At 67.4% G+C, this 18,458-nt stretch carries 16 protein-coding genes and 1 pseudogene; 12 read left to right on the forward strand and 5 right to left on the reverse strand.

Annotation, left to right across the window (positions count from 1 at the left end):
- Nucleotides 1–11 precede the first annotated feature (11 nt).
- Complete coding sequence (locus AC1C2O_RS15450) at nt 12–542, forward strand: gluconokinase (protein ID WP_495431327.1); 531 nt, start codon at nt 12–14, stop codon at nt 540–542.
- Here the strand turns inward: AC1C2O_RS15450 and AC1C2O_RS15455 are convergent.
- Nucleotides 515–1,966: a carboxylesterase/lipase family protein gene (locus AC1C2O_RS15455; protein WP_495431328.1), complete on the reverse strand. Its 1,452-nt coding sequence runs from the start codon at nt 1,964–1,966 to the stop codon at nt 515–517. The two genes, AC1C2O_RS15450 and AC1C2O_RS15455, sit on opposite strands and share 28 nt — an antisense overlap.
- A 127-nt stretch (nt 1,967–2,093) precedes the next feature.
- Here AC1C2O_RS15455 and AC1C2O_RS15460 point away from each other — a divergent pair.
- The 4 genes and pseudogenes from AC1C2O_RS15460 to AC1C2O_RS15475 form a co-directional block, all read left to right on the forward strand.
- Nucleotides 2,094–2,246 (forward strand): annotated as a pseudogene (locus AC1C2O_RS15460) (winged helix-turn-helix transcriptional regulator); the annotation flags it as partial.
- A gap of 108 nt (nt 2,247–2,354) precedes the next feature.
- Nucleotides 2,355–3,251: an ROK family protein gene (locus AC1C2O_RS15465; RefSeq protein ID WP_495431753.1), complete on the forward strand. Its 897-nt coding sequence runs from the start codon at nt 2,355–2,357 to the stop codon at nt 3,249–3,251.
- 41 nt (nt 3,252–3,292) lie between these two features.
- Nucleotides 3,293–4,159: a polysaccharide deacetylase family protein gene (locus AC1C2O_RS15470; protein WP_495431329.1), complete on the forward strand. Its 867-nt coding sequence runs from the start codon at nt 3,293–3,295 to the stop codon at nt 4,157–4,159.
- Nucleotides 4,160–4,170: 11 nt separating this feature from the next.
- Nucleotides 4,171–5,520, forward strand: a complete 1,350-nt coding sequence (locus AC1C2O_RS15475) for an MFS transporter (protein ID WP_495431330.1) — start codon at nt 4,171–4,173, stop codon at nt 5,518–5,520.
- A 456-nt stretch (nt 5,521–5,976) separates the two neighbouring features.
- Here AC1C2O_RS15475 and galE read toward each other — a convergent pair whose 3' ends face one another.
- The 3 genes from galE to galT are packed head-to-tail and all read right to left on the reverse strand — an operon-like array spanning nt 5,977 to nt 9,376.
- The gene (gene galE / locus AC1C2O_RS15480) at nt 5,977–6,954 is read right to left on the reverse strand and encodes a UDP-glucose 4-epimerase GalE (protein WP_495431331.1); all 978 of its coding nucleotides are present in this window, start codon (nt 6,952–6,954) and stop codon (nt 5,977–5,979) included.
- Nucleotides 6,955–6,995: 41 nt separating this feature from the next.
- Entirely contained in the window at nt 6,996–8,174 is a 1,179-nt protein-coding gene (gene galK / locus AC1C2O_RS15485; RefSeq protein WP_495431332.1) for a galactokinase, read from the reverse strand.
- Nucleotides 8,171–9,376, reverse strand: coding sequence for a galactose-1-phosphate uridylyltransferase (gene galT, locus AC1C2O_RS15490; protein WP_495431754.1), 1,206 nt, complete (start codon nt 9,374–9,376; stop codon nt 8,171–8,173). The genes galK and galT overlap by 4 nt, the downstream gene beginning before the upstream one ends.
- 186 nt (nt 9,377–9,562) lie before the next feature.
- Here galT and AC1C2O_RS15495 point away from each other — a divergent pair, with 186 nt between their 5' ends.
- Nucleotides 9,563–10,516, forward strand: coding sequence for a LacI family DNA-binding transcriptional regulator (locus AC1C2O_RS15495; protein ID WP_495431755.1), 954 nt, complete (start codon nt 9,563–9,565; stop codon nt 10,514–10,516).
- 21 nt (nt 10,517–10,537) lie between these two features.
- Here the strand turns inward: AC1C2O_RS15495 and AC1C2O_RS15500 are convergent, their stop codons facing one another.
- The gene (locus AC1C2O_RS15500) at nt 10,538–11,527 is read right to left on the reverse strand and encodes a serine hydrolase domain-containing protein (protein WP_495431333.1); all 990 of its coding nucleotides are present in this window, start codon (nt 11,525–11,527) and stop codon (nt 10,538–10,540) included.
- A 217-nt stretch (nt 11,528–11,744) separates the two neighbouring features.
- Here AC1C2O_RS15500 and AC1C2O_RS15505 point away from each other — a divergent pair, with 217 nt between their 5' ends.
- The 6 genes from AC1C2O_RS15505 to AC1C2O_RS15530 all read left to right on the forward strand — a co-directional run bounded on the left by AC1C2O_RS15505 (nt 11,745) and on the right by AC1C2O_RS15530 (nt 18,400).
- A complete protein-coding gene (locus AC1C2O_RS15505) occupies nt 11,745–13,520 on the forward strand; it encodes an ABC transporter ATP-binding protein (protein WP_495431334.1) in 1,776 nt (591 codons plus the stop codon).
- 36 nt (nt 13,521–13,556) lie between these two features.
- Nucleotides 13,557–14,678: a Gfo/Idh/MocA family protein gene (locus tag AC1C2O_RS15510; RefSeq protein WP_495431335.1), complete on the forward strand. Its 1,122-nt coding sequence runs from the start codon at nt 13,557–13,559 to the stop codon at nt 14,676–14,678.
- Nucleotides 14,675–15,568 carry a DUF6807 domain-containing protein gene (locus AC1C2O_RS15515; protein ID WP_495431336.1) on the forward strand — a complete coding sequence of 298 codons (894 nt, stop codon included), beginning with the start codon at nt 14,675–14,677 and terminating at the stop codon, nt 15,566–15,568. The genes AC1C2O_RS15510 and AC1C2O_RS15515 overlap by 4 nt, the downstream gene beginning before the upstream one ends.
- Nucleotides 15,565–16,266: a cupin domain-containing protein gene (locus AC1C2O_RS15520; protein WP_495431337.1), complete on the forward strand. Its 702-nt coding sequence runs from the start codon at nt 15,565–15,567 to the stop codon at nt 16,264–16,266. Before AC1C2O_RS15515 ends, AC1C2O_RS15520 begins: the two co-directional genes overlap by 4 nt.
- A 77-nt stretch (nt 16,267–16,343) precedes the next feature.
- A complete protein-coding gene (locus tag AC1C2O_RS15525; protein WP_495431338.1) occupies nt 16,344–17,438 on the forward strand; it encodes a Gfo/Idh/MocA family protein in 1,095 nt (364 codons plus the stop codon).
- Nucleotides 17,435–18,400, forward strand: coding sequence for a family 43 glycosylhydrolase (locus tag AC1C2O_RS15530; RefSeq protein ID WP_495431339.1), 966 nt, complete (start codon nt 17,435–17,437; stop codon nt 18,398–18,400). The genes AC1C2O_RS15525 and AC1C2O_RS15530 overlap by 4 nt, the downstream gene beginning before the upstream one ends.
- Nucleotides 18,401–18,458 lie beyond the last annotated feature (58 nt).

The raw sequence follows: 18,458 nt of genomic DNA on the forward strand, positions 1-18,458 counted from the left end.
GGTGAGTGGGCATGATTGGTGAAAACGCGCCGTTGATCTGCGTGATGGGTGTGTCGGCGGCGGGTAAATCCACCGTCGGCATCGCCCTCGCCGAGCAGTTGGGCGTGCCGTTCACTGACGCCGACGCGCTGCATTCGGACGCCAATCGCGCCAAGATGGTCTCTGGCACACCGCTGACAGATGATGACCGTTGGCCGTGGCTGGAAACGGTCGGTGACCGCTTCCGCAGCAGCGCCGACACCGGTCTCGTCATGGCTTGCAGCGCACTTCGGCGGGTGTACCGCGACCGGATCCGCTCGGTCGCACCCGATGTGCTGTTCGTGCACCTGCATGGTTCACGCGACCTGTTGCTCGAGCGCGCCCAGGCCAGGACTGATCACTTCATGCCTGCCGCGCTGTTCGACTCGCAGCTCGCAACGCTGGAAACGCTGGGCGCCGATGAGGCCGGTTTCGTCACCATCGTCGATCGGGGGCCGGACGAGCTCGTGCAGGAGATCCTCGAGCGGCTGGCTGCTCAGATCAGTGCGAGCACGCTGTCATAGGCGTCGTTGGTGACGTCTTCGCCTGACCCGCCGAAGATCCGGGTCGTGCCGGGGTCTGTGCGCCACGTCGCCCAACCAGGATCTCCGGCGGTGATGAGCGCCACCGCAGCGCCGTGCACATCGTCGGCCAGTGATTGCGGTGGGTGCGGGCCCGCGAGTGCGTCGACGCGCACTCTGTCGAGCCCGTCGAACCAGAACGGCACGTCCAGGCAGTGGCACGCCCAGCCCTTGGTGGGGGAGACCCACGAGAATCGATACGCCCAGGTGGAGGCATCCGCGTTCTGCCTGGCCTCCGCCACTCGCGGAACGATCACTCGGAAGATGTGGTCGCTGACGTAGCGGCCGACCATCGCGGCGGTGCCCTTCGCATGCTGCGCGGCGTTCGCCTCCAGGTACGCCTCCCGTATCGTGCGGTCGCGCAGGAATGGGCGCAGCAGCAGCTGCGCCGGGATTCGGCGCAGCGCTGCGCCCTCGCGCTCGGCGATCATCGTGAATTCGTCGTCGACCGCGCCGAGCAACAACGGCTTGTCGGCGCCGATTCCTGCCCGCAGTGCATCCACCGTGGGCTGAGCGATCAATGTGCCGTCGATCATCGGTCCCCACGGCAGCCCGTTCTCGATGAGATCGGCGATGACTCCGAGCCCGCGTTTGGCACTGGCAGCCTTGCCCTGGAACCCATGCAGTGTCGTCTCGTCGACAGAGCGGAAGCCCTGGGCCGTGGCGTCGACACCGGCCAGTTTCGCCAGCCGGGCCGAACGCGCTTTGGCCTCTGCCATCGGGACGTCGGCCAGCGCTCCGGATGCAGACAGCGCCCGGTGGAAAAGGTGCTGCGCGGATGGCATCGCGAGCAGGGTGAGCACGGCGCCGCCACCTGCTGACTGTCCACCGATCGTCACCTGTTTCGGGTCTCCGCCGAAGGTCGCGATATTCTGCTGCACCCACTCGAGGGCGGCGATCCAGTCGAGTACGCCGCGATTGTGTGGAGCGCCCTCGATGTAGCCGAAGCCGTCAAAGCCCAGCCGGTACGAGAGTGACACGGTGACGATGCCGTCGCGATTGAACCGGGCGCCGTCGTACCAGGGGCTGGCCGGGGAGCCCTCGGTGTAGCCGCCGCCGTGAATCCAGACCAGCACTGGCAACGATCCGACGGTCGACGGTGTGAATACGTTGACGTTGAGAGTGCTGTCGCCCGGAACTGCGGGCTCGGGGATGAGAGTGTCTGTGCCCGTCGTGCGCAGTGCGGTTGCGCCGTATTCGGTCGCATCGCGCACCTCGCTCCACGGCTCTGGTGGGACGGGAGCTGCGAATCGCAGGTCACCGACGGGCGGCGCCGCGAAGGGGATGCCGAGAAACGCCAACGACCCGTCCCGCGTGAGACCACGCACCGGCCCTGCGTGGGTGATGACGACGGGGGCTTGCGACACGTTGTCTCCTCGGATGTGGGCGGCATCGCCAGCGTAGCGGCGCGTCGGTGGAGAAATGTGACGAGAAGTGTCGCTCTTGTGTGACACTTCATGTCATACTGTTGCCGACGATGCACGAGGACATACTGTGACGAAACCTCTGGCGGGGCCGCAAACCCTGCTGCGTACGCTGAATTCGAGAGCGATTCTGGAGGCTTTGGCTCAGCGTGGGCCTTTGACTCGTGCGGAGTTGATGGGCGAGACCGGGTTGTCACGGACTGCTGTGACTCAGGTCCTTAGGATGCTCGAGGCTGGGGACGCCGTAGCATCCGCTGGGGTGGACCGAGACACGCGAGGACCGGCGGCAACCCGGGTCTCCCTTCATCCTCGGCTGGGTTTCGCTGCCGCAGTGCACGTCGACCACTACGCGATGCACGTCAGCCTGATCGACCCAACCGGCACCGTACGCGCGCAGCATGACGCCCCGCTCGGCAGCGTCGAGAACCGCGCCGCCGACATCGCCCGCATGATCGCGGATTGCGCCCAGACCGCCCCAGGCCGGTTGCGCCATGCGGTTGTCGCTATGCCGGGGATCGTCCGGCCTGACGGTGAGATCAGAGACGACCAGGGCCCGGATGGCGGTGCCTTCCGTGCGGCTTTGGAAGGGCTTCTCGGTTGCCAGGTGCAGGTCGAAAACGACGTGAACCTCGCGGCGCTCGCCGAAGCAGAGTCCGGTGTCGGGCGTGAGCTGGAGAGCTTCACCCTGCTGCTGATCGATCAGGGCCTTGGTGCGGGCACAGTGCTGGGCGGCGTTCTGCATCGCGGCTTTGCCGGCGTTGCTGGCGAAGTGCAGTATCTGCCGCAGCCGCCGGTGCCGATCGGAGTTCCGGTCATCAACGAAACGATCGTCGAAGACCTCGCGCTCAGCAATGGGCGTGATCCGGCTGACCTGCTCTCCGTACACCTCGACGCGTGCGCGGCCGGCGAAGACGCTGCCCAGGCGATGATCAATGAGCTGGCTCGGCGGCTGGTGCTCGTTGCAGGAAGTGTGACACTGGTCGTCGACCCAGAGGCCTTCGTGCTGGCCGGGCACGCGGCACATCCGTGTTTCTTTGCGGCAGTGGTCCGGGCCGCTGAAGCGATGTCTCATCTGCTGACCTTGCATTTCGTGACCTCCGCCTTCGGGCGAGAAGCGACGATGATTGGTGCGATCGGTGAGGCGACTTCGGCGCTGCGCGAGCGCGAGTTCACCGGCATCCTTTCGGGAAAGCTCGGCCCCTCTGGAAAGGTCAGGGCGACGCGATGACATCGCTCGTTTCCCGACTCGGCCTTGCGAGTGATGCAAGAGTGATCATTCTCAACGCGGACGATTTCGGCATGTGCCATGCGGCGAATGAGGCCATCACCGAGCTTCTCGTCGGCGGGTATCTCGACTCGACGACCGTTATGGTGCCCTGCGCGTGGGCGCCGGAAGCGCTCGCCTTCGCCGCGGCCAACCCGACGCTGGATGTCGGAGTACATCTGGTGCTCACCAGTGAGTGGAGCCGGTATCGCTGGCGTCCGCTGACTGGCATCGGATCCACCCTCGTCGATGCGGATGGCTACTTCCCGGCAGAAGTCCGCTCTGTCGAAGAGGGTGTCACTGCCGCTGACGTCGCCGCCGAGCTTGAGGCACAGCTCGTCGCGGCGTTGGCTGCTGGCGTCGACGTCACCCACATCGATAACCACATGGGTTCGGTCTACGGCCTGCACACCGGACGTGACCTGCTCGCCCCGGTTTTCGAGCTTGCAGTGCGGCACGGTCTGCCGTTTCGGCTGCCACGGGTTGTTGACGGTGCTGAGTTCGGGGCAGACCTCCAGCCGGTGCTCGATCGTGCAACGCAGGCGGCGGATGCCGCGGGGATCGTCATTTTGGACAGGCTGTGGACGCACCCGTTCGCGTTGGCAGATGAGGGCACGGATGCCGAGGAAACATACGCACAGGTGAGGGACGGGTTCCTCGAACTGCTGCGCGCAGTGCCGGCCGGAGTCACCGAGATTTACCTGCATCCGATGGTCGACTCTGTAGAGCTGCGCGCGGCCGTCGATCACAGTGCGAGCAAACGTGGCTACGAGCGTCGATTGCTCGCTGATCCGATTGTTCGCCAGACCATCGAGAAAGAGGGGCTCATCCGGATAGGCTGGCGTGCGCTGCGCGACGTGCAGCGCCGATAGGAGCCCCGCAGATGAGTCTCACCGTGCGTATCCGCGACCGTCGTCTGGATGCCGCGCCCACCCGCGCACAATCCATGGCTTTCGGTGCATCGGGTTTCCCTGTGCAGCTGATGGGTCAGACCTTCTCGGCCTTCGTCGTCTACTTCTACGTCGCCCACCTCGGCGTTGCTGCAGAGTGGGTGGCTGCGGCGATGATCGCCCACGGCATCCTGAACGCCGTGCTCAATCCACTGGTCGGTGCGCTCTCTGATCGAATTCGCACGCCCTGGGGGCGACGCATCCCGTGGATCGGGCTCGGCATTGTGCCGCTGGTCGTCGCGTTCGCGCTGGTCTGGATGCCGCCGGAGCTGCCCGCAGGCGGATTGATCGTGTGGTTCCTCGTCGTCGTGGCCGTGTACGACATCGCATTCGTGGTCGTCGTGCTGAACATCTCGGCGCTGTTTCCGGAGATCTTCCGCACGACCGAGGAACGCGCCAGGGGAAATGTGCCGCGACAGGTCTTCGCGATCGTCGGCATGATTCTCGGCACGGCCGGAGCACCGCTGCTTTACGACAGCATCGGCTGGCCTGGGATGGCAATCGCACTCGGGTTCGTGTGCCTGGTGATGTTCGGCTGGTCATTCGCCGGCGGGATGGTCGAGCGTCGGGGTGAGGTCGCGGTCTCGTCTTCGTCATCGATGTCGATGACGTGGAGGGACCAGCTGCGGTACACCTTCGCCAACCGTGCCTTCGTGCCGTATGTGCTCGGGTCGCTGTTCGTGCAGACGTCGATCGCCGTCATTCTTGCGGCCATCCCGTTCTACGTGCGCTATTCGCTGCACGCGGCAGAGGGAGAGAGCAGCATCCTGCTGGGTGTGATCTTCGTGGTCGCGGTGCCGGCGATCTTCCTGTGGAGTTGGGTCGTCCGTCGCACCTCGCCGCGTGCTGCGCTGCTGTGGGCAGTCGGAGTATTCGGCATCGCGGTGCTCGGCTATCTGCTGCCCTCGGGCGTGCTCGGCGCAGCGCTGGTCGGCGTCGCGGTCGGCGTCGGGGTGGGCGGCCTGCTGCAATTGCTCGAGGTCGTGCTCGCGCAGATCATCGACGACGATGCTCGACGCACCGGACTTCGCCGTGAGGGCGTGTACTTCGGGGTCAACGGCTTCGTGGTGAAGGGCTCCGTGGTGCTGCAGGCGATCGTTGCCGCCTGGGTGCTGAACGCGAGCGGCTTCGATGCCACGCTCGGCGATGTGCAGCCGGAGGACGTGGATGGTGGCATCCGAATCATGCTCGCCGTCGTGCCGATGGCGTTCACCGCGCTCGCGTGGGTGTGCTTCTGGATGTACCCGATCAAGGTGCGCGATGTCGAGGTCGCTTCGGCCTGAGCGCGCCGGTCGCGGTCGCGCCGCGGGGCCGCGTGTCACAGAAGCCGCGCCGCGGGTGGCGGGTGGCGGGTGGCGGGTGGCGCAGGTGGCCGCTTGCGGGCGGTGAATGCGGCAATGTCCGCCCCCTCGGATGTGGCGCGTCCTGTGGCGCGTGCGGTGGCGGTGGCGCGGACGATGGGTATGGCTGTGGGCAGGTGTCGGAGATGGCCGCTTGCGGGCGGTGGAAGCGGCAAAGTGTGACACCTCGCCCGCGGGCGCGGGAGGATGCCGCGACGAGGTGTCGCAGATGGCCGCCGGATCGCCGTCTTCGCGGCAACGTGCGACACCTCGCAGGTTCAGTGACATGCGCCGCGAGCGCGTCGCAGTACCTGCTGGTCGGATGCCGTGGCACCCGCAGCTTCTGTGACGCGGCATCGGATACGCGAGGGCACGGCGGGCTACGCAGCGCGCGAGGGACTACTCGGCGTTGCGGCGAGCTTCCCAGCCGGTGCGCACCATCTCGTCGACGGTGTAGCGCATCTTCCAGTCCAGATCTCGGGCGGCGAGCTCGCCGGTGGCGACGATGCGGTCGGGGTCGCCGGGGCGGCGGGGCCCGATTTCGGGGGTGAAGTCGATGCCGGTGACGCGGGCTACGGCATCCATGATCTGCTTCACGCTCAGGCCGTCACCGGATCCGAGGTTGTAAGCGGCCTCGATGGATGCGCCGGACGCAAGGCGCTTCGCGGCCTCGACGTGCGCTGCGGCGATGTCGCCGACGTGCACGTAATCGCGGACGTTGGTGCCGTCAGGGGTGTCGTAGTCGTCGCCGAAGATCTTTGGAGTCTTCTTTGCGATCAGCGCCTCGAACACGATCGGGAAGAGGTTGTGCGGGCTGACGTCGTACACCGTGGGGTCTGCGGATCCGACGACGTTGAAGTACCGCAGCGAGGTGTGGCGCAGCGGCTTGTCAGAGTCGGCGGTTGCGATGGCCTGGTCACGCAGCAGCCACTCGCCGATGAGCTTGGACTCGCCGTAGGGGCTGGCGGGCTTCTTCGCGGTCTCCTCGACGACGAGCGACACGTCGGGGGTGCCGAAGACAGCGGCCGACGAGGAGAACACGATGTTCGCGACGCCCGCGGCATCCATTGCCTCGAGGATCACGCGAGTGCCCTCGACGTTCTGCGCGTAGGTGTGCATCGGGCGCTGCACCGAGACCCCGGCGTACTTGTAGCCTGCGACGTGGATGACACCCTCGGCGTTGTGGTCGCGGAGTGTCTTCTCGACGAGTTCGCGATCGAGGATGCTGCCCTGCACGAACGGCACGCCTTCCGGGACGAACGACTTCTGCCCGCTGGACAGGTCATCCAGGATCACCGGGGTGAGTCCGGCATCCGCAAGTGCGCGCACGACGTGCGCTCCGATGTAGCCGGCGCCGCCGGTGACGATCCAGGACATTCGTTCCCTCTTCCTCGTGTTCCTTCTCATTCTCCCAGAGGTCAGGCGTCGCGTTGGGCGCCGGCGGCGGGAGTCACCGTGAAGATGTGCGGTGCGGTGAACCCGGATGCGGCGAACGCCGCGGTCACGGCATCCGACACCGCCTCGACATCAGACTGCTCGATCAGCGCGATCGCCGCGCCACCGAAGCCGCCACCGGTCATGCGGGCACCGATTGCGCCTGCGGCGAGGGCCGTCTCCACGGCGGTGTCGAGTTCGGGAACCGAGATCTCGAAGTCGTCGCGCATCGAGGCGTGGGATGCGACGAGCAGGTCGCCGATCGCCCGCGGCCCCTGTTCGCGCAGCGCGGTGACGGTGTCGAGCACGCGCTGATTCTCCGTCACGACGTGGCGCACGCGACGGAAGGTCACGTCATCCATGAGCTCCTCGGCACGGGGCAGGTCATCGACGGACACGTCGCGCAGCGACGGAACGCGCATGGTCGCGGCTCCCCGCTCGCACGCCGCTCGCCGCTCGCCGTAACCGCCAGTCGAGTGTGCGTGCTTGACGCGGGTGTCCATGACGAGGATGGCCAGGCCGGTCTCCGCCAAGCTGAGGGGCACCAGATTTGCGTCGAGAGTGCGGCAGTCGAGGAACAGTGCGGCGTCGGTCTCGCCGAGCATCGACGCCATCTGGTCCATGATCCCGGTCGGGGCACCGACGGCCTCGTTCTCGGAGCGGCGGCCGATGCGGGCGAGGGCCCTGCGGTCGAGCTGCGCGTTCCAGAGATCGTTCAGGGCGGATGCCGTTGCACCCTCGATCGCAGCCGAAGAAGAGAGGCCGGCTCCGACCGGAACATCCGAGGCGATTGCGATGTCGACGCCCACTCCTGTGGCACCGGCCAGCTGCATCGCCCAGGCGACGCCGAGCGGGTATGCGGCCCACTCCTGCACTGCCGGCTCTGAGCCGGTCGGCGTCGGGAAGAGGGTGCTCAGCTCGTCGAGGGCGACCTCGACCGGCTCCTCGGCCAACGTCGAGGCAACGCGGATGCGGCCGTCCTGACGCATGCCGACAGCGGCATATGTGCGGTACGGGATCGCGAACGGCAGCACGAAGCCGTCGTTGTAGTCGGTGTGCTCGCCGATGAGGTTGACGCGGCCCGGCGCCGACCAGACGCCTGCGGGGGCGTGCCCGGTGAGCTGCTCGAAGAGGGTGCGTGCGGAATCTTGAGGAGTGGTCATGCGCTGAACTCCTCTGCACTGTTGTTATCAGCGCTGTCCTCTGCGCGCTCGATGGCTTCTCGGATGCGGACGGCGCCCTGCTCTGGAGTGACTTCAGCAGCCCAGGCCCACATGGCAGCCTCGGAACCGGCGAGGAACTTCAGCTTGTCGGCGGCGCGACGCGGACTTGTCAGTTGCAAGTGCAGACGCACCGTCTCGCGACCGACGTTCACCGGAGCCTGATGCCATGCGGCGATATACGGTGTGGGGGTGTCGTAGAGAGCGTCGACGCCCTTCAGCAGCTTGAGGTACAGCGGAGCGAGCTCATCGCGTTCGGCGACGGTCGTCTCGGCGAAGTCTGGCACGTGGCGGTGCGGCATGAGATGCACTTCCAGAGGCCAGCGTGCGGCGAAGGGCACGAAGGCGGTCCAGTGCTCGCCGCGGAACACGACGCGCTCCGACGCCTGCTCCGACTCGAGGATGCGCTGGTACAGATCCGGCGCGGTGCGGTCGATGCTCTCCAGTGCACGGGCGGTGCGCGGGGTGACATAGGGGTAGGCGTAGATCTGGCCGTGCGGGTGCGGCAGCGTGACGCCGATCGCTTCGCCGCGATTCTCGAACGGGAAGATCTGCTCGATGCCGGGGATCTGCGACAGCGCGGCGGTGCGGTCTGCCCAGGCTTCGATCACGGTGCGGGCACGGGTCACCGACTGGGTGCCGAAAGAACCCGAGTGGTCTGGGCTGAAGCACACGACCTCGCAGCGGCCGACCGAGGTGCGGGTGCGGCCGAGGCCGAGCGCGGCGAGATCATCCAGTCCGCGTGGCGGGTTGGATGCGAGCGGCACCCCGCCGAAACCATCGGGCAGGGCGGGGCCGAAGGCGGGGGAACGGTTCTCGAACACCGCGACGTCGTAGAGCGACGGCACCTCTGAGGGGTTCGTCGGCGACTGCGGTGCGAGCGGGTCGGCATCGGCGCCGGGCATCATGACGCGGTTCTGGCGGTTTGCGGCGACGGTGATCCAGTCTCCGGTGAGCACATCCAAGCGCATGTTCGCGGTGTCAGGACGCGGGTCGAGCGCACGGGCATCGACCGCGCGCTCCGCGCCGAGTGTGGTGCCCGGGTCGTCGTAGTAGACGAGATCGCGGCCGTCGGCGAGCTTCGTGGCGCGCTTGACGACGCCGGCGCTCAGTTCGGTCGTTCGTAACTCCGCAGATTCTTGCATGTTCACGTAAACACGGTACCTTCTGGGCGGTGGTAACGTCAACATTGCGGAGTTATGAGTGGCGAAGTGGCGGAGTTGTGAGCGGCGAAACGGCGAAACGGTTGAGGGAGACGGATGCTCGGGGAAGATGACCTGATCCAGCCCAATCGGGCGCGCAAGGCGCGGCCTTCGTCCGGTCGGGTGTCGATGGCGCAGGTCGCCGGCCGCGCCGGAGTCTCCGGTCAGACCGTGTCACGCGTCGTGAATGATAGCCCTCGTGTCGACCCCGCTACTCGTGTGCGCGTCGAGAAGGCGATGGCAGAACTCGGCTACCGGCCTCATCGCGCCGCCCGCGCCCTGCGCACCGGGCGTACTCAGACAGTCGGTCTCGTCGTCACGACCCTCGCCACGGTCGGCAACTCGCGGATGCTGCAGGCCACCGCAGAAGCGGCCGAGCGGCGTGGCTACGCGCTGCTCGTCGTCACGGTTGGCGACTCAGTCGCAACGGCGTTCGACCGTCTGTACGATCAGGGCGTCGACGGTGCGATCGTCCTGAACGAGGCCTCGGCGATGATGCAGGCCGCCGATCTGCCAGAGGGGCTCCGCGCGGTCGTGGTCGATGCGCCAGCGGCATCCGATCTTCACGTCGTTCACAGCGACCACGCCGGGGGCGCAGCGGCGGCGACCAGGAGGCTGCTCGATCTCGGACATGACACCGTGTGGCACCTGGCGGGTCCCGCAGATTCCTTCGCTGCGGCTGAGCGCGAGCGCGGCTGGCGGGAGACGTTGGAGGCCGAGGGCATCGCGCCGAACTCCATCGTGCGCGGAGACTGGTCGGCCGAGTCGGGCCATGAGGCGGCGGCCGCCCTCGACGCAGCGACAGCAATCTTCAGCGCCAACGACCAGATGGCGCTCGGCCTCATCCGTGCTCTCGCTGAGCAGGGTCGCCGCGTTCCGGAGGACGTCAGCGTGATCGGCTTCGACGACGTTCCGGATGCTGCGAACTACCGGCCGCCGTTGACGACGATCCGGCAGGACTTCGCCGCGCTCGCGAACGATGCAGTCTCGGCGCTCGTTGCCGAGATCGAGGGGAAAGAGGCGGTTCCGCCCGCAGTCATTCCCGCCACGCTCATCGACCGAGCCAGCACTCGGGCGGTATAGGTCACGGCCGAGGCGTGAGCCTCAGAGCCCTCCGACGATCGCATTGTCGAGCTCGTCAATATTGACGCCTTCACGCATCGCCCGGTTTGTCAGCAGCACCCACGCGACGCCGGCGGTCGGATGTACCCAGAATTCCGTTCCGGCCCAGCCCCCGTGGCCGTACGCATCGCGGTCGACGAGGCCGGGCGCGCGCGTGCGCAGGTTCCAGGTGAAGCCCCAATCCTGCCCTCGTTCGACGGTGTACGGCTCATGTCGGGGGATCTTGCCCGTCAACGGGCGACGCATCATCTCCAGGGTCGCCGGATGCAGGATCCCGCCGTGCTCGCCCTCGCCGATGCGCAACAGTGCTGTGCCGAGCCGCAGCAGGTCGTCGGCGCGTCCGGCAAGACCCGCGCCGGGGGATCGCTTGCGCGCGAAGAGGGTCATATCGATACCCGCCGCCGCCGCATCGGCGACCGGATGCGCGTCGGACAGGTCGAGGCTCAGCCCGTCGGCGCCGATCTCGGCGGCCCAGGTGGCGACCTCGGCGTCCCATGTCCTGCCGGTGGCCTGCTCGATGAGCGCGGCGATGCCTTCGAAAGCGAGTGTCGAGTACCGCGATGCTGTGCCAGCGATGAAGTCGCGGCCCTGTGCGAGCAACTCCTCGCGCAGCGGCGGCGCGGAGTCCATTGGGGGTTCGCTGATCCCGGACGTGTGGCTGGCCAAATGCCGCAGCCGCACGATGTCGTCGCCGATATCGTCGCCGCCCCGCGTGGCGCCGAACGCAGGCAGCGCGGCCGTCAGCGGCGTATCCAGCGTGAGCTGGCCGCGCTCGATCGCGCGTGCCGCGGCGATGCCGACGAGAGGCTTGGTGATCGAGAACAGCGGATAGCGGTCGTCAACGCCGGCGTCGCCGAACGACTCCAGGGCGACCGTGCCGTCGGCGGAGGCGATACCGAGCACGGCGGTGGGCAGGCGGTCAGCCTCGACGTGCTGGCGGACCCAGTCGAATGCAGCGGAAAAGGTCATCATTCGGTGACCTCGGCGAGGTGCGCCGGCTTCGAGCCGCGCAGCAGCATGGCCTTGTTGGCGCGTGGGAAGAAGTCGGTCTCGCCGACCCAGAATCGGGAAGTCACGCCGTCAGCCTAGTGGCCTCCAGTACGCCTTTTCCTGTCGCGGAGGGTCGGTGAATCGTCTTGTATTGCTGCGCAGCGGACGGATGCCACACTCGAGGGGCTAGCATGGAGCCGTGACACGGAGAGCGCTTTCCCGTATCCCCGACCTCATCGATGGGTCTCACCCGACGTGGTCGGTGCTACGGCTGCTCATGCGCCGCCCCGGACGGATACTTGTGGCCGTTCTCGCCTTCACGATGAAGGAGATCCCACTGTGGTTCCTCCCCGTCGTCACGGCGGCCATCATCGACATCGTGGCCGAACGGGGTGAGCCATCCGCCGTGCTGTGGTGGTTCGCACTCGCCGCTGTCCTGTTGCTGCAGAATTACCCGAACCACATCCTCTACACCCGCAACTTCATGACGGTCGTGCGTGATACCGGCGCAGATCTGCGTAATGCGCTGGCTGCGCGACTGCAGAGCTTGTCGATCGGATATCACACCAGAGTCAGCTCCTCGATCGTGCAGACCAAGGTCGTGCGTGACGTCGAGAACGTCGAACTCATGCTTCAACAGGTCACCCATCCACTGCTGTCCGCGGCGATGGTCATGACCGGGGCGATCGCGATGACGTCGATCGTGGTGCCGCAGTTCCTGCCGGTCTATGCGCTGACCGTGCCGATCGCGATCGGCATCCGATACGGCATGCGCAACCGCTCGCGTACGCGCAACGAGGTGTTCCGCCGCGAGGTGGAGACGCTATCGGCGAGGGTGGGGGAGATGGCCTCGCTCATCCCGATCACCAGAGCGCACGGCCTCGAGCAGACCGCGGTCACCCGTGTGGCCAGCGGCGCCGATGGTGTGCGCCGTGCGGGCCTTCACCTCGACATGCTCAACGGGCACGTCGCCTCGATCTCCTGGGTCGCGATGCAACTGCTCGGGGTCGGCTGCCTCGTGCTCGCCGCAGTGTTCTCGCTCACCGGCTTCCTGCCGGTCACTCCCGGCGAGGTCGTGCTGCTGTCGACATACTTCACGCTACTCACCGGTGGGCTGACCCAGTTGCTCATGCTGATTCCGGTCGGTGCGCGTGGCCTGGAGTCCGTGCGCTCGATCGCCGAGGTGCTGCAGGAGCCAGACCTCGAGCTGAACGAGGGCAAGCTCTCGGTCGACGCCGTCGAGGGTTCGATCACGCTCGAGGATGCCTCGCACCGTTACGACGGCGCGGACGTCGACGCCTTGCATCGTATCGATCTCGTGATCCCCACCGGAACGACAGTCGCCTTCGTTGGCTCGTCGGGATCGGGCAAGTCGACGCTCATGAACCTGGTGCTTGGTTTCGTGCGTCCGAGCGGGGGACGCATCCTGCTCGACGGCGCCGACATGCGGGAACTCGATATGCGCACCGTGCGCCGATTCGTGTCGGTCGTGCCGCAGGAGTCGGTGCTGTTCGAAGGATCGATCCGCGACAACATTGCGTATGGGATGCCGGATGCCACGGACGAACGCATCCGCCAGGCGCTGCGCGATGCCAACGCGTGGGAGTTCGTGCAGGACCAGCCGAAGGGCTGGGACGCCGTCGTCGGTGAGCGGGGTGCGCGACTGTCAGGCGGGCAGCGGCAGCGTCTGGCGATCGCCCGCGCGCTCGTGCGCGATCCGCGGATCCTGCTGCTCGACGAGGCCACCTCGGCGCTCGACCCCGAATCGGAGGGGCTCGTCAAGGAAGCGCTCGAACGGCTCATGCGCGGGCGCACCACACTCGTCGTCGCCCACCGTCTGTCCACTGTGCGGCAGGCTGACCGCATCGTCGTGCTCGAGCACGGTCAGATCGTCGAGAGCGGCACCCACGACGACCTGCTCGCCGCAGAAGGACGCTACGCGAAACTGCACCTCACACAGGCGGGGCTCACCTGAGCTAGCGCCTCGCGTCCGAATCCACGAAGGAGTGAAATGACACAGGACCGACCATTCCAAGTCGCCATCATCGGCACAGGGTCGATTGCGCACGCCCACGCGCAGGCGATCGTCGACCTCGCGCCGCGTGTGCAGCTTGCCGCCGTTGTCGATCTCGATGAGGACCGTGCGCGCGCGTTCGCGGAGCGATTCGGAGCGGCCGCAGTGCATTCGACAGCTGACGCCCTGTTCGACGCGGAGGATCTCGATCTCGTGCACGTGTGCACTCCGCCGCAGACCCACGTGCCGCTTGCGATCCAGGCACTGCGTGCAGGCGTGCCCGCGCTCGTGGAGAAGCCGACAGCGCTGAGTCTCGCCGAGATGGACGAGCTCGTCGCCGTCTCTCGCGAGACGGGTGTGCCGGCGCTCACCGTGTATCAGCATCGCTACGGCGCGGCGGCCCAGCGACTCATTGGCCTCGTGCGCGACGGGGTGCTCGGACGCCCACTGGTCGCGACCTGCGAGACGCTCTGGTACCGCACTCCCGATTACTTCGACCTGCCGTGGCGTGGACGCTGGGAGGTTGAAGGCGGTGGTCCGACGATGGGCCACGGCATTCACCAGTTCGATCTGCTGCTGGCCGTGCTCGGGCCCTGGGCGCGGCTTTCTGCTTTCGCCGCCCGCCAGTCGCTGCCGACCGACACCGAGGACGTCTCGATGGCGCTCGTCGAGTTCGACAGCGGCGCACTCGCCACGGTCGTCAACTCGATCGTGTCGCCGCGGGAATCCTCGCGTCTGCGCTTCGACTTCGAGCACGCGACCGTCGAGGTCGAGCACGTCTACGGCTACACCGACGCCGACTGGACGTTCACGCCAGCCCCCGGTCACGAAGAGCTGGCCGCGCGCTGGGTGGCAGAGCCTTCGAGTGAGCGCAGCGGGCATCGCGCCCAGGTCGCCGCAATCCTTGGCGCGCTCGCCGCCGGGAAAGAACCAGGGGTGGGCGTCGACGATGCCCGCCGCACCCTCGAGTTCGCCGCGGCGACCTACGCGTCCGCCTTCCGCGGGCGACCGGTCGCCGCGGGGGAGCTCACCGGCGATGATCCGTTCGTTCGATCGATGTCGGGCGGCGCCGTGCCGTGGCATGCTGTCAAAGCCCGTCCTGAGGAGGTCATCGCATGACCCTGACCATCGATCGTGCCGCCAGCGAGATCGTCGTCCGCGACGGCGACGTCGAGCTGTTCCGCTACGTCTTCGTTCCTGATTCGCCGCAGCTCGAGTCACCGAAGCCCTACCTCGATCCGCTGCGCACGCGGGCCGGGCGGGTGGTGAGCCTGTACCGGCCATGGGATCACGTCTGGCACAAGGGCATCGCCTGGTCCCTGCCGGTCGTGGACGACGAGAACTTCTGGGGCGGCCCCACATACGTGCGAGGTGAGGGGTACGTCCAGCTTCCCAACGACGGCACGCAGGCGCACGTCTCGGTCGCCCTCGTCGAGGAGGGCGCGCTCGCCCGGTTCGCGCACGACCTTGAGTGGATCGCCCAGGACGGCCGTCGCATGTTCGCCGAGCGCCGGGAGTTGACTGCGCGCACGCTAGACGCCGATGCGTGGGCGCTCACCTTCGAGACCGTCCTGACCAACGTCACTGACGCACCGATCGTGATCGGTTCGCCCACGACGAAGGGTCGGGAGAACGCCGGATACGGCGGGCTGTTCTGGCGTGGCCCGCGCTCGTTCACCGATGGCACGCTTGTGACGGTGGACGGGACCGGGTCTGGGTCGGATGTCCGTGGCCAGCGTCACGAGTGGATGGGCTTCGCCGGTCGGCATGACGAGATTGATGAGACGTCGCTGCTCGTGATGGTCGATGCGGCGTCCAACCCGCATCATCCGCCGCAGTGGTTCGCACGCTCCGAGGAGTTCGCCGCGTTGAATCCGGCGCCGTTCTTCAGCGAAGAGTTCACGATCGCGCCGGGTGAGACGGCGACCTTCCGCTACGCGGTCGGGATCGCGGATGCCGGGGCGGATGCCGCTGCGGATCTCGCGGCACGATTACGGGAGCTGTTGTGACCGGCGTGTTTCCCGGCGGCGTCGCCGTCTCCGACCTCGAGGTGTATGACTGGGAGGCCGCCGACGGATGCCGCGGAGGATCGCCCCACCTGCACACCGCGTCGAGCGAGGGCTACGTCGTGATCGGCGGCACAGGCGCCGTGCAGACGCTATCGGCCGCAGGGTTCGAGGAGCACCAGCTCGTGCCAGGCGACGTCGTGTGGTTCACGCCGGGCACGGTGCACCGCCTCGTCAACAAGGGCGAGCTGCGTCTGCTGGTCGTGATGTCCAACGCTGGCCTCCCTGAGGCCGGCGATGCCGTGCTCACGTTCCCTGCCGAGGTACTCGACGATCCGGACGCCTACGCCGCCGCCGCTGCACTGCCCGCAGGCGACGGCCGGGCGGACGCCGCTCGCGCCCGACGTGACCTCGCCCTCGCGGGATTCGCCGAGCTTCGTGAGGGCGGAGCCGCGGCGCTCATCGCCTTCCACGAACGAGCAGTCCGTCTCGTCCGCCCGATAACCGCGCAGTGGCGCGCACAGTGGGAGGAAACCGTCGCCGCCGAGACGGCGCGCGTCGGCGAACAGCTGACTGCGCTCGCCGCGGGGGAGCCAGGACTGATGTCAGCGGCATCCGTCACCCGCGCCGCACCGACCGCCGCCGAGCGGACTTTCGGCATGTGCGGACGACTGCGCACCTGGCAGTGGACCGACGAGTGACCGGCACCTGCGCGATGTCTTCCGGCGAGCGTCGTAAAGTTCTAAGCGTTCCTTCTTCGAGACTCTAAGGTTCCCGCATGATCTCCCCCCTCCGTGCCGCGATCGTCGGCACCGGATCCGTCGCCAACCTCCACGCGCAGGCGGTGGCGGTGCATCCGCGCGCCGAGCTTGTCGCCGTGACCGATCTGTCCCGCGTCGCGGCTGACGCCTTCGCCGGGCGGCACGGTGGGCCGGCTGTGTACGACACGCTCGACGCGCTGCTGGACGCGGAGCATCCGGACGTCGTCCTCATCTGCACTCCGCCGGTGGTGCACCGCGAGCAGGCGCTCGCCGCGCTGGCCGCCGGTGCGCACGTCGTGGTGGAGAAGCCGCCGGCGCCGTCGCTGAACGAACTGGAAGACATGCGCGCCGCGGCTGCGGCGGCCGATCGTCAGCTGGCGGTCGTGTTCCAACAGCGCACCGGTACCGCCGCCGCGCACGTCCGGCGACTGCTGCACGAGGGCACGCTGGGTCGGCCGCTGATCGCCGTCTGCCAGACGCTCTGGTATCGCGGCGAGGACTACTTCGCGGCGCCGTGGCGCGGCAAGTGGGAGACCGAGGGCGGCGGCACGACGTTGGGTCACGGCATCCATCAGCTCGATCTGCTCGGGTTTCTCCTCGGCGACTGGGCGAGCGTGCAGGGGCGGCTGTGGCGGCTCGATCGCGAGACCGAGACCGAAGACGCGTCCACGGCCACCATCACCTTCGCGAACGGCGTCGTCGCGCAGGCAACCACCAGTGCGGTCTCGCCACGCGAAACCAGCTCGATCCGTATCGACACCCAGAAGGCAACCGTGACCGTCGATCACCTCTACGGGCACGGCCATGCGAACTGGGCGGTCACGCCGGCTCCCGGCTTCGAAGTCGAGTCAGGCGGCTGGGCTCTGCCGCACGTCGAAGAACAAAGCGGCCACGCGGTGCTGCTTCGCGACGTGTTCGACGCGCTGCTGGACGGCCGCGACCTGCCAGAGACCGCAGACGAACCGGCCCGTTCGTTCGAGCTGGTCGCTGCGATCTACGCCTCAGCAGCGAGGGACGGGGCCGTCATCACGCCGGCCGATCTCGGTTCGCATCCGACGCATCGCGCCGGTTTCGCGAGCCCGGTGACCGACATGCGGGCCGCCGACGCATGACGCTCACCGAGCTCTATCGGGACCCGGTCTATGACGGCGCGACCGACCCCACGGTCGTCATCGCCGACGGCCGCTGGTGGATGTTCTACACGCAGCGGCGCGCGACCCACCCTGATCCTGGACCGGGCGTGGCGTGGGTCCATGGCAGCCGCATCGGCGTCGCTCACTCCGATGACGGGGTGCAGTGGCACTATGCCGGCACCCTCGAACCGGAGGGCGCCGGACTGCAGTTGGCATCGGGGCCTCCAGGCACCACCGACCGCACGCACTGGGCGCCAGATGTCATTCACGATGGCACGCGTTGGCGCATGTACCTCACCGAGATTGACGGCGTCCCTGACCAGTGGCCCGGCCACGCGCGCCGCATCGTCGAGTACGTCTCGGACGATCTCGCCCTCTGGACGCGCCGCGGACCGATCGCGCTGTCGAGCGACCGTGTCATCGACGCGGCGGTCGCCCAGACACCGGACGGCAGCTGGCGCATCTGGTACAAGGACGAGGCAGCCGACAGCGTCACCATGGTTGCCGTGTCGGCCGATCTCGGCGAATGGTCAGTGGAGGGTGTCGCGATCGGGGGACGCCCGCACGAGGGTCCGTACGTGCTCGAGCTCGGTGGCTGGTGGTGGATGATCGTCGACGAGTGGCGGGGGATGGCGGTGTATCGCTCCTCCGACGCGATCGACTGGCAGCGTCAAGGTGGGCCGGACGCGGTGATCCTCGGCGCTGGCGAGGTGTCAGGCACTGGCTTCGGCCACCACGGCGCGGCTGTGCGCGAGGGGGAGCGATCCTGGTTCTACTTCTTCGGCCACCCCGCTCGTACAGTCATCCCCGGCTCCGAAGTCGAGACGATGGATGATCGACGCTGCGCGGTGTACCGGGTGCCATTGGGTGTCATCGACGGTCTGCTCACCATTGACGGAAAGCGTTTGCCTCCCAAGCTTGCAAAACGATTCAACGCGTAGTACCGTGACCGGCAAGCGCTTTCCCAAAATGCGATCTTCTGTTCGATACGAATAGCGC

This window comes from Microbacterium sp. Y355 (assembly GCF_059445345.1).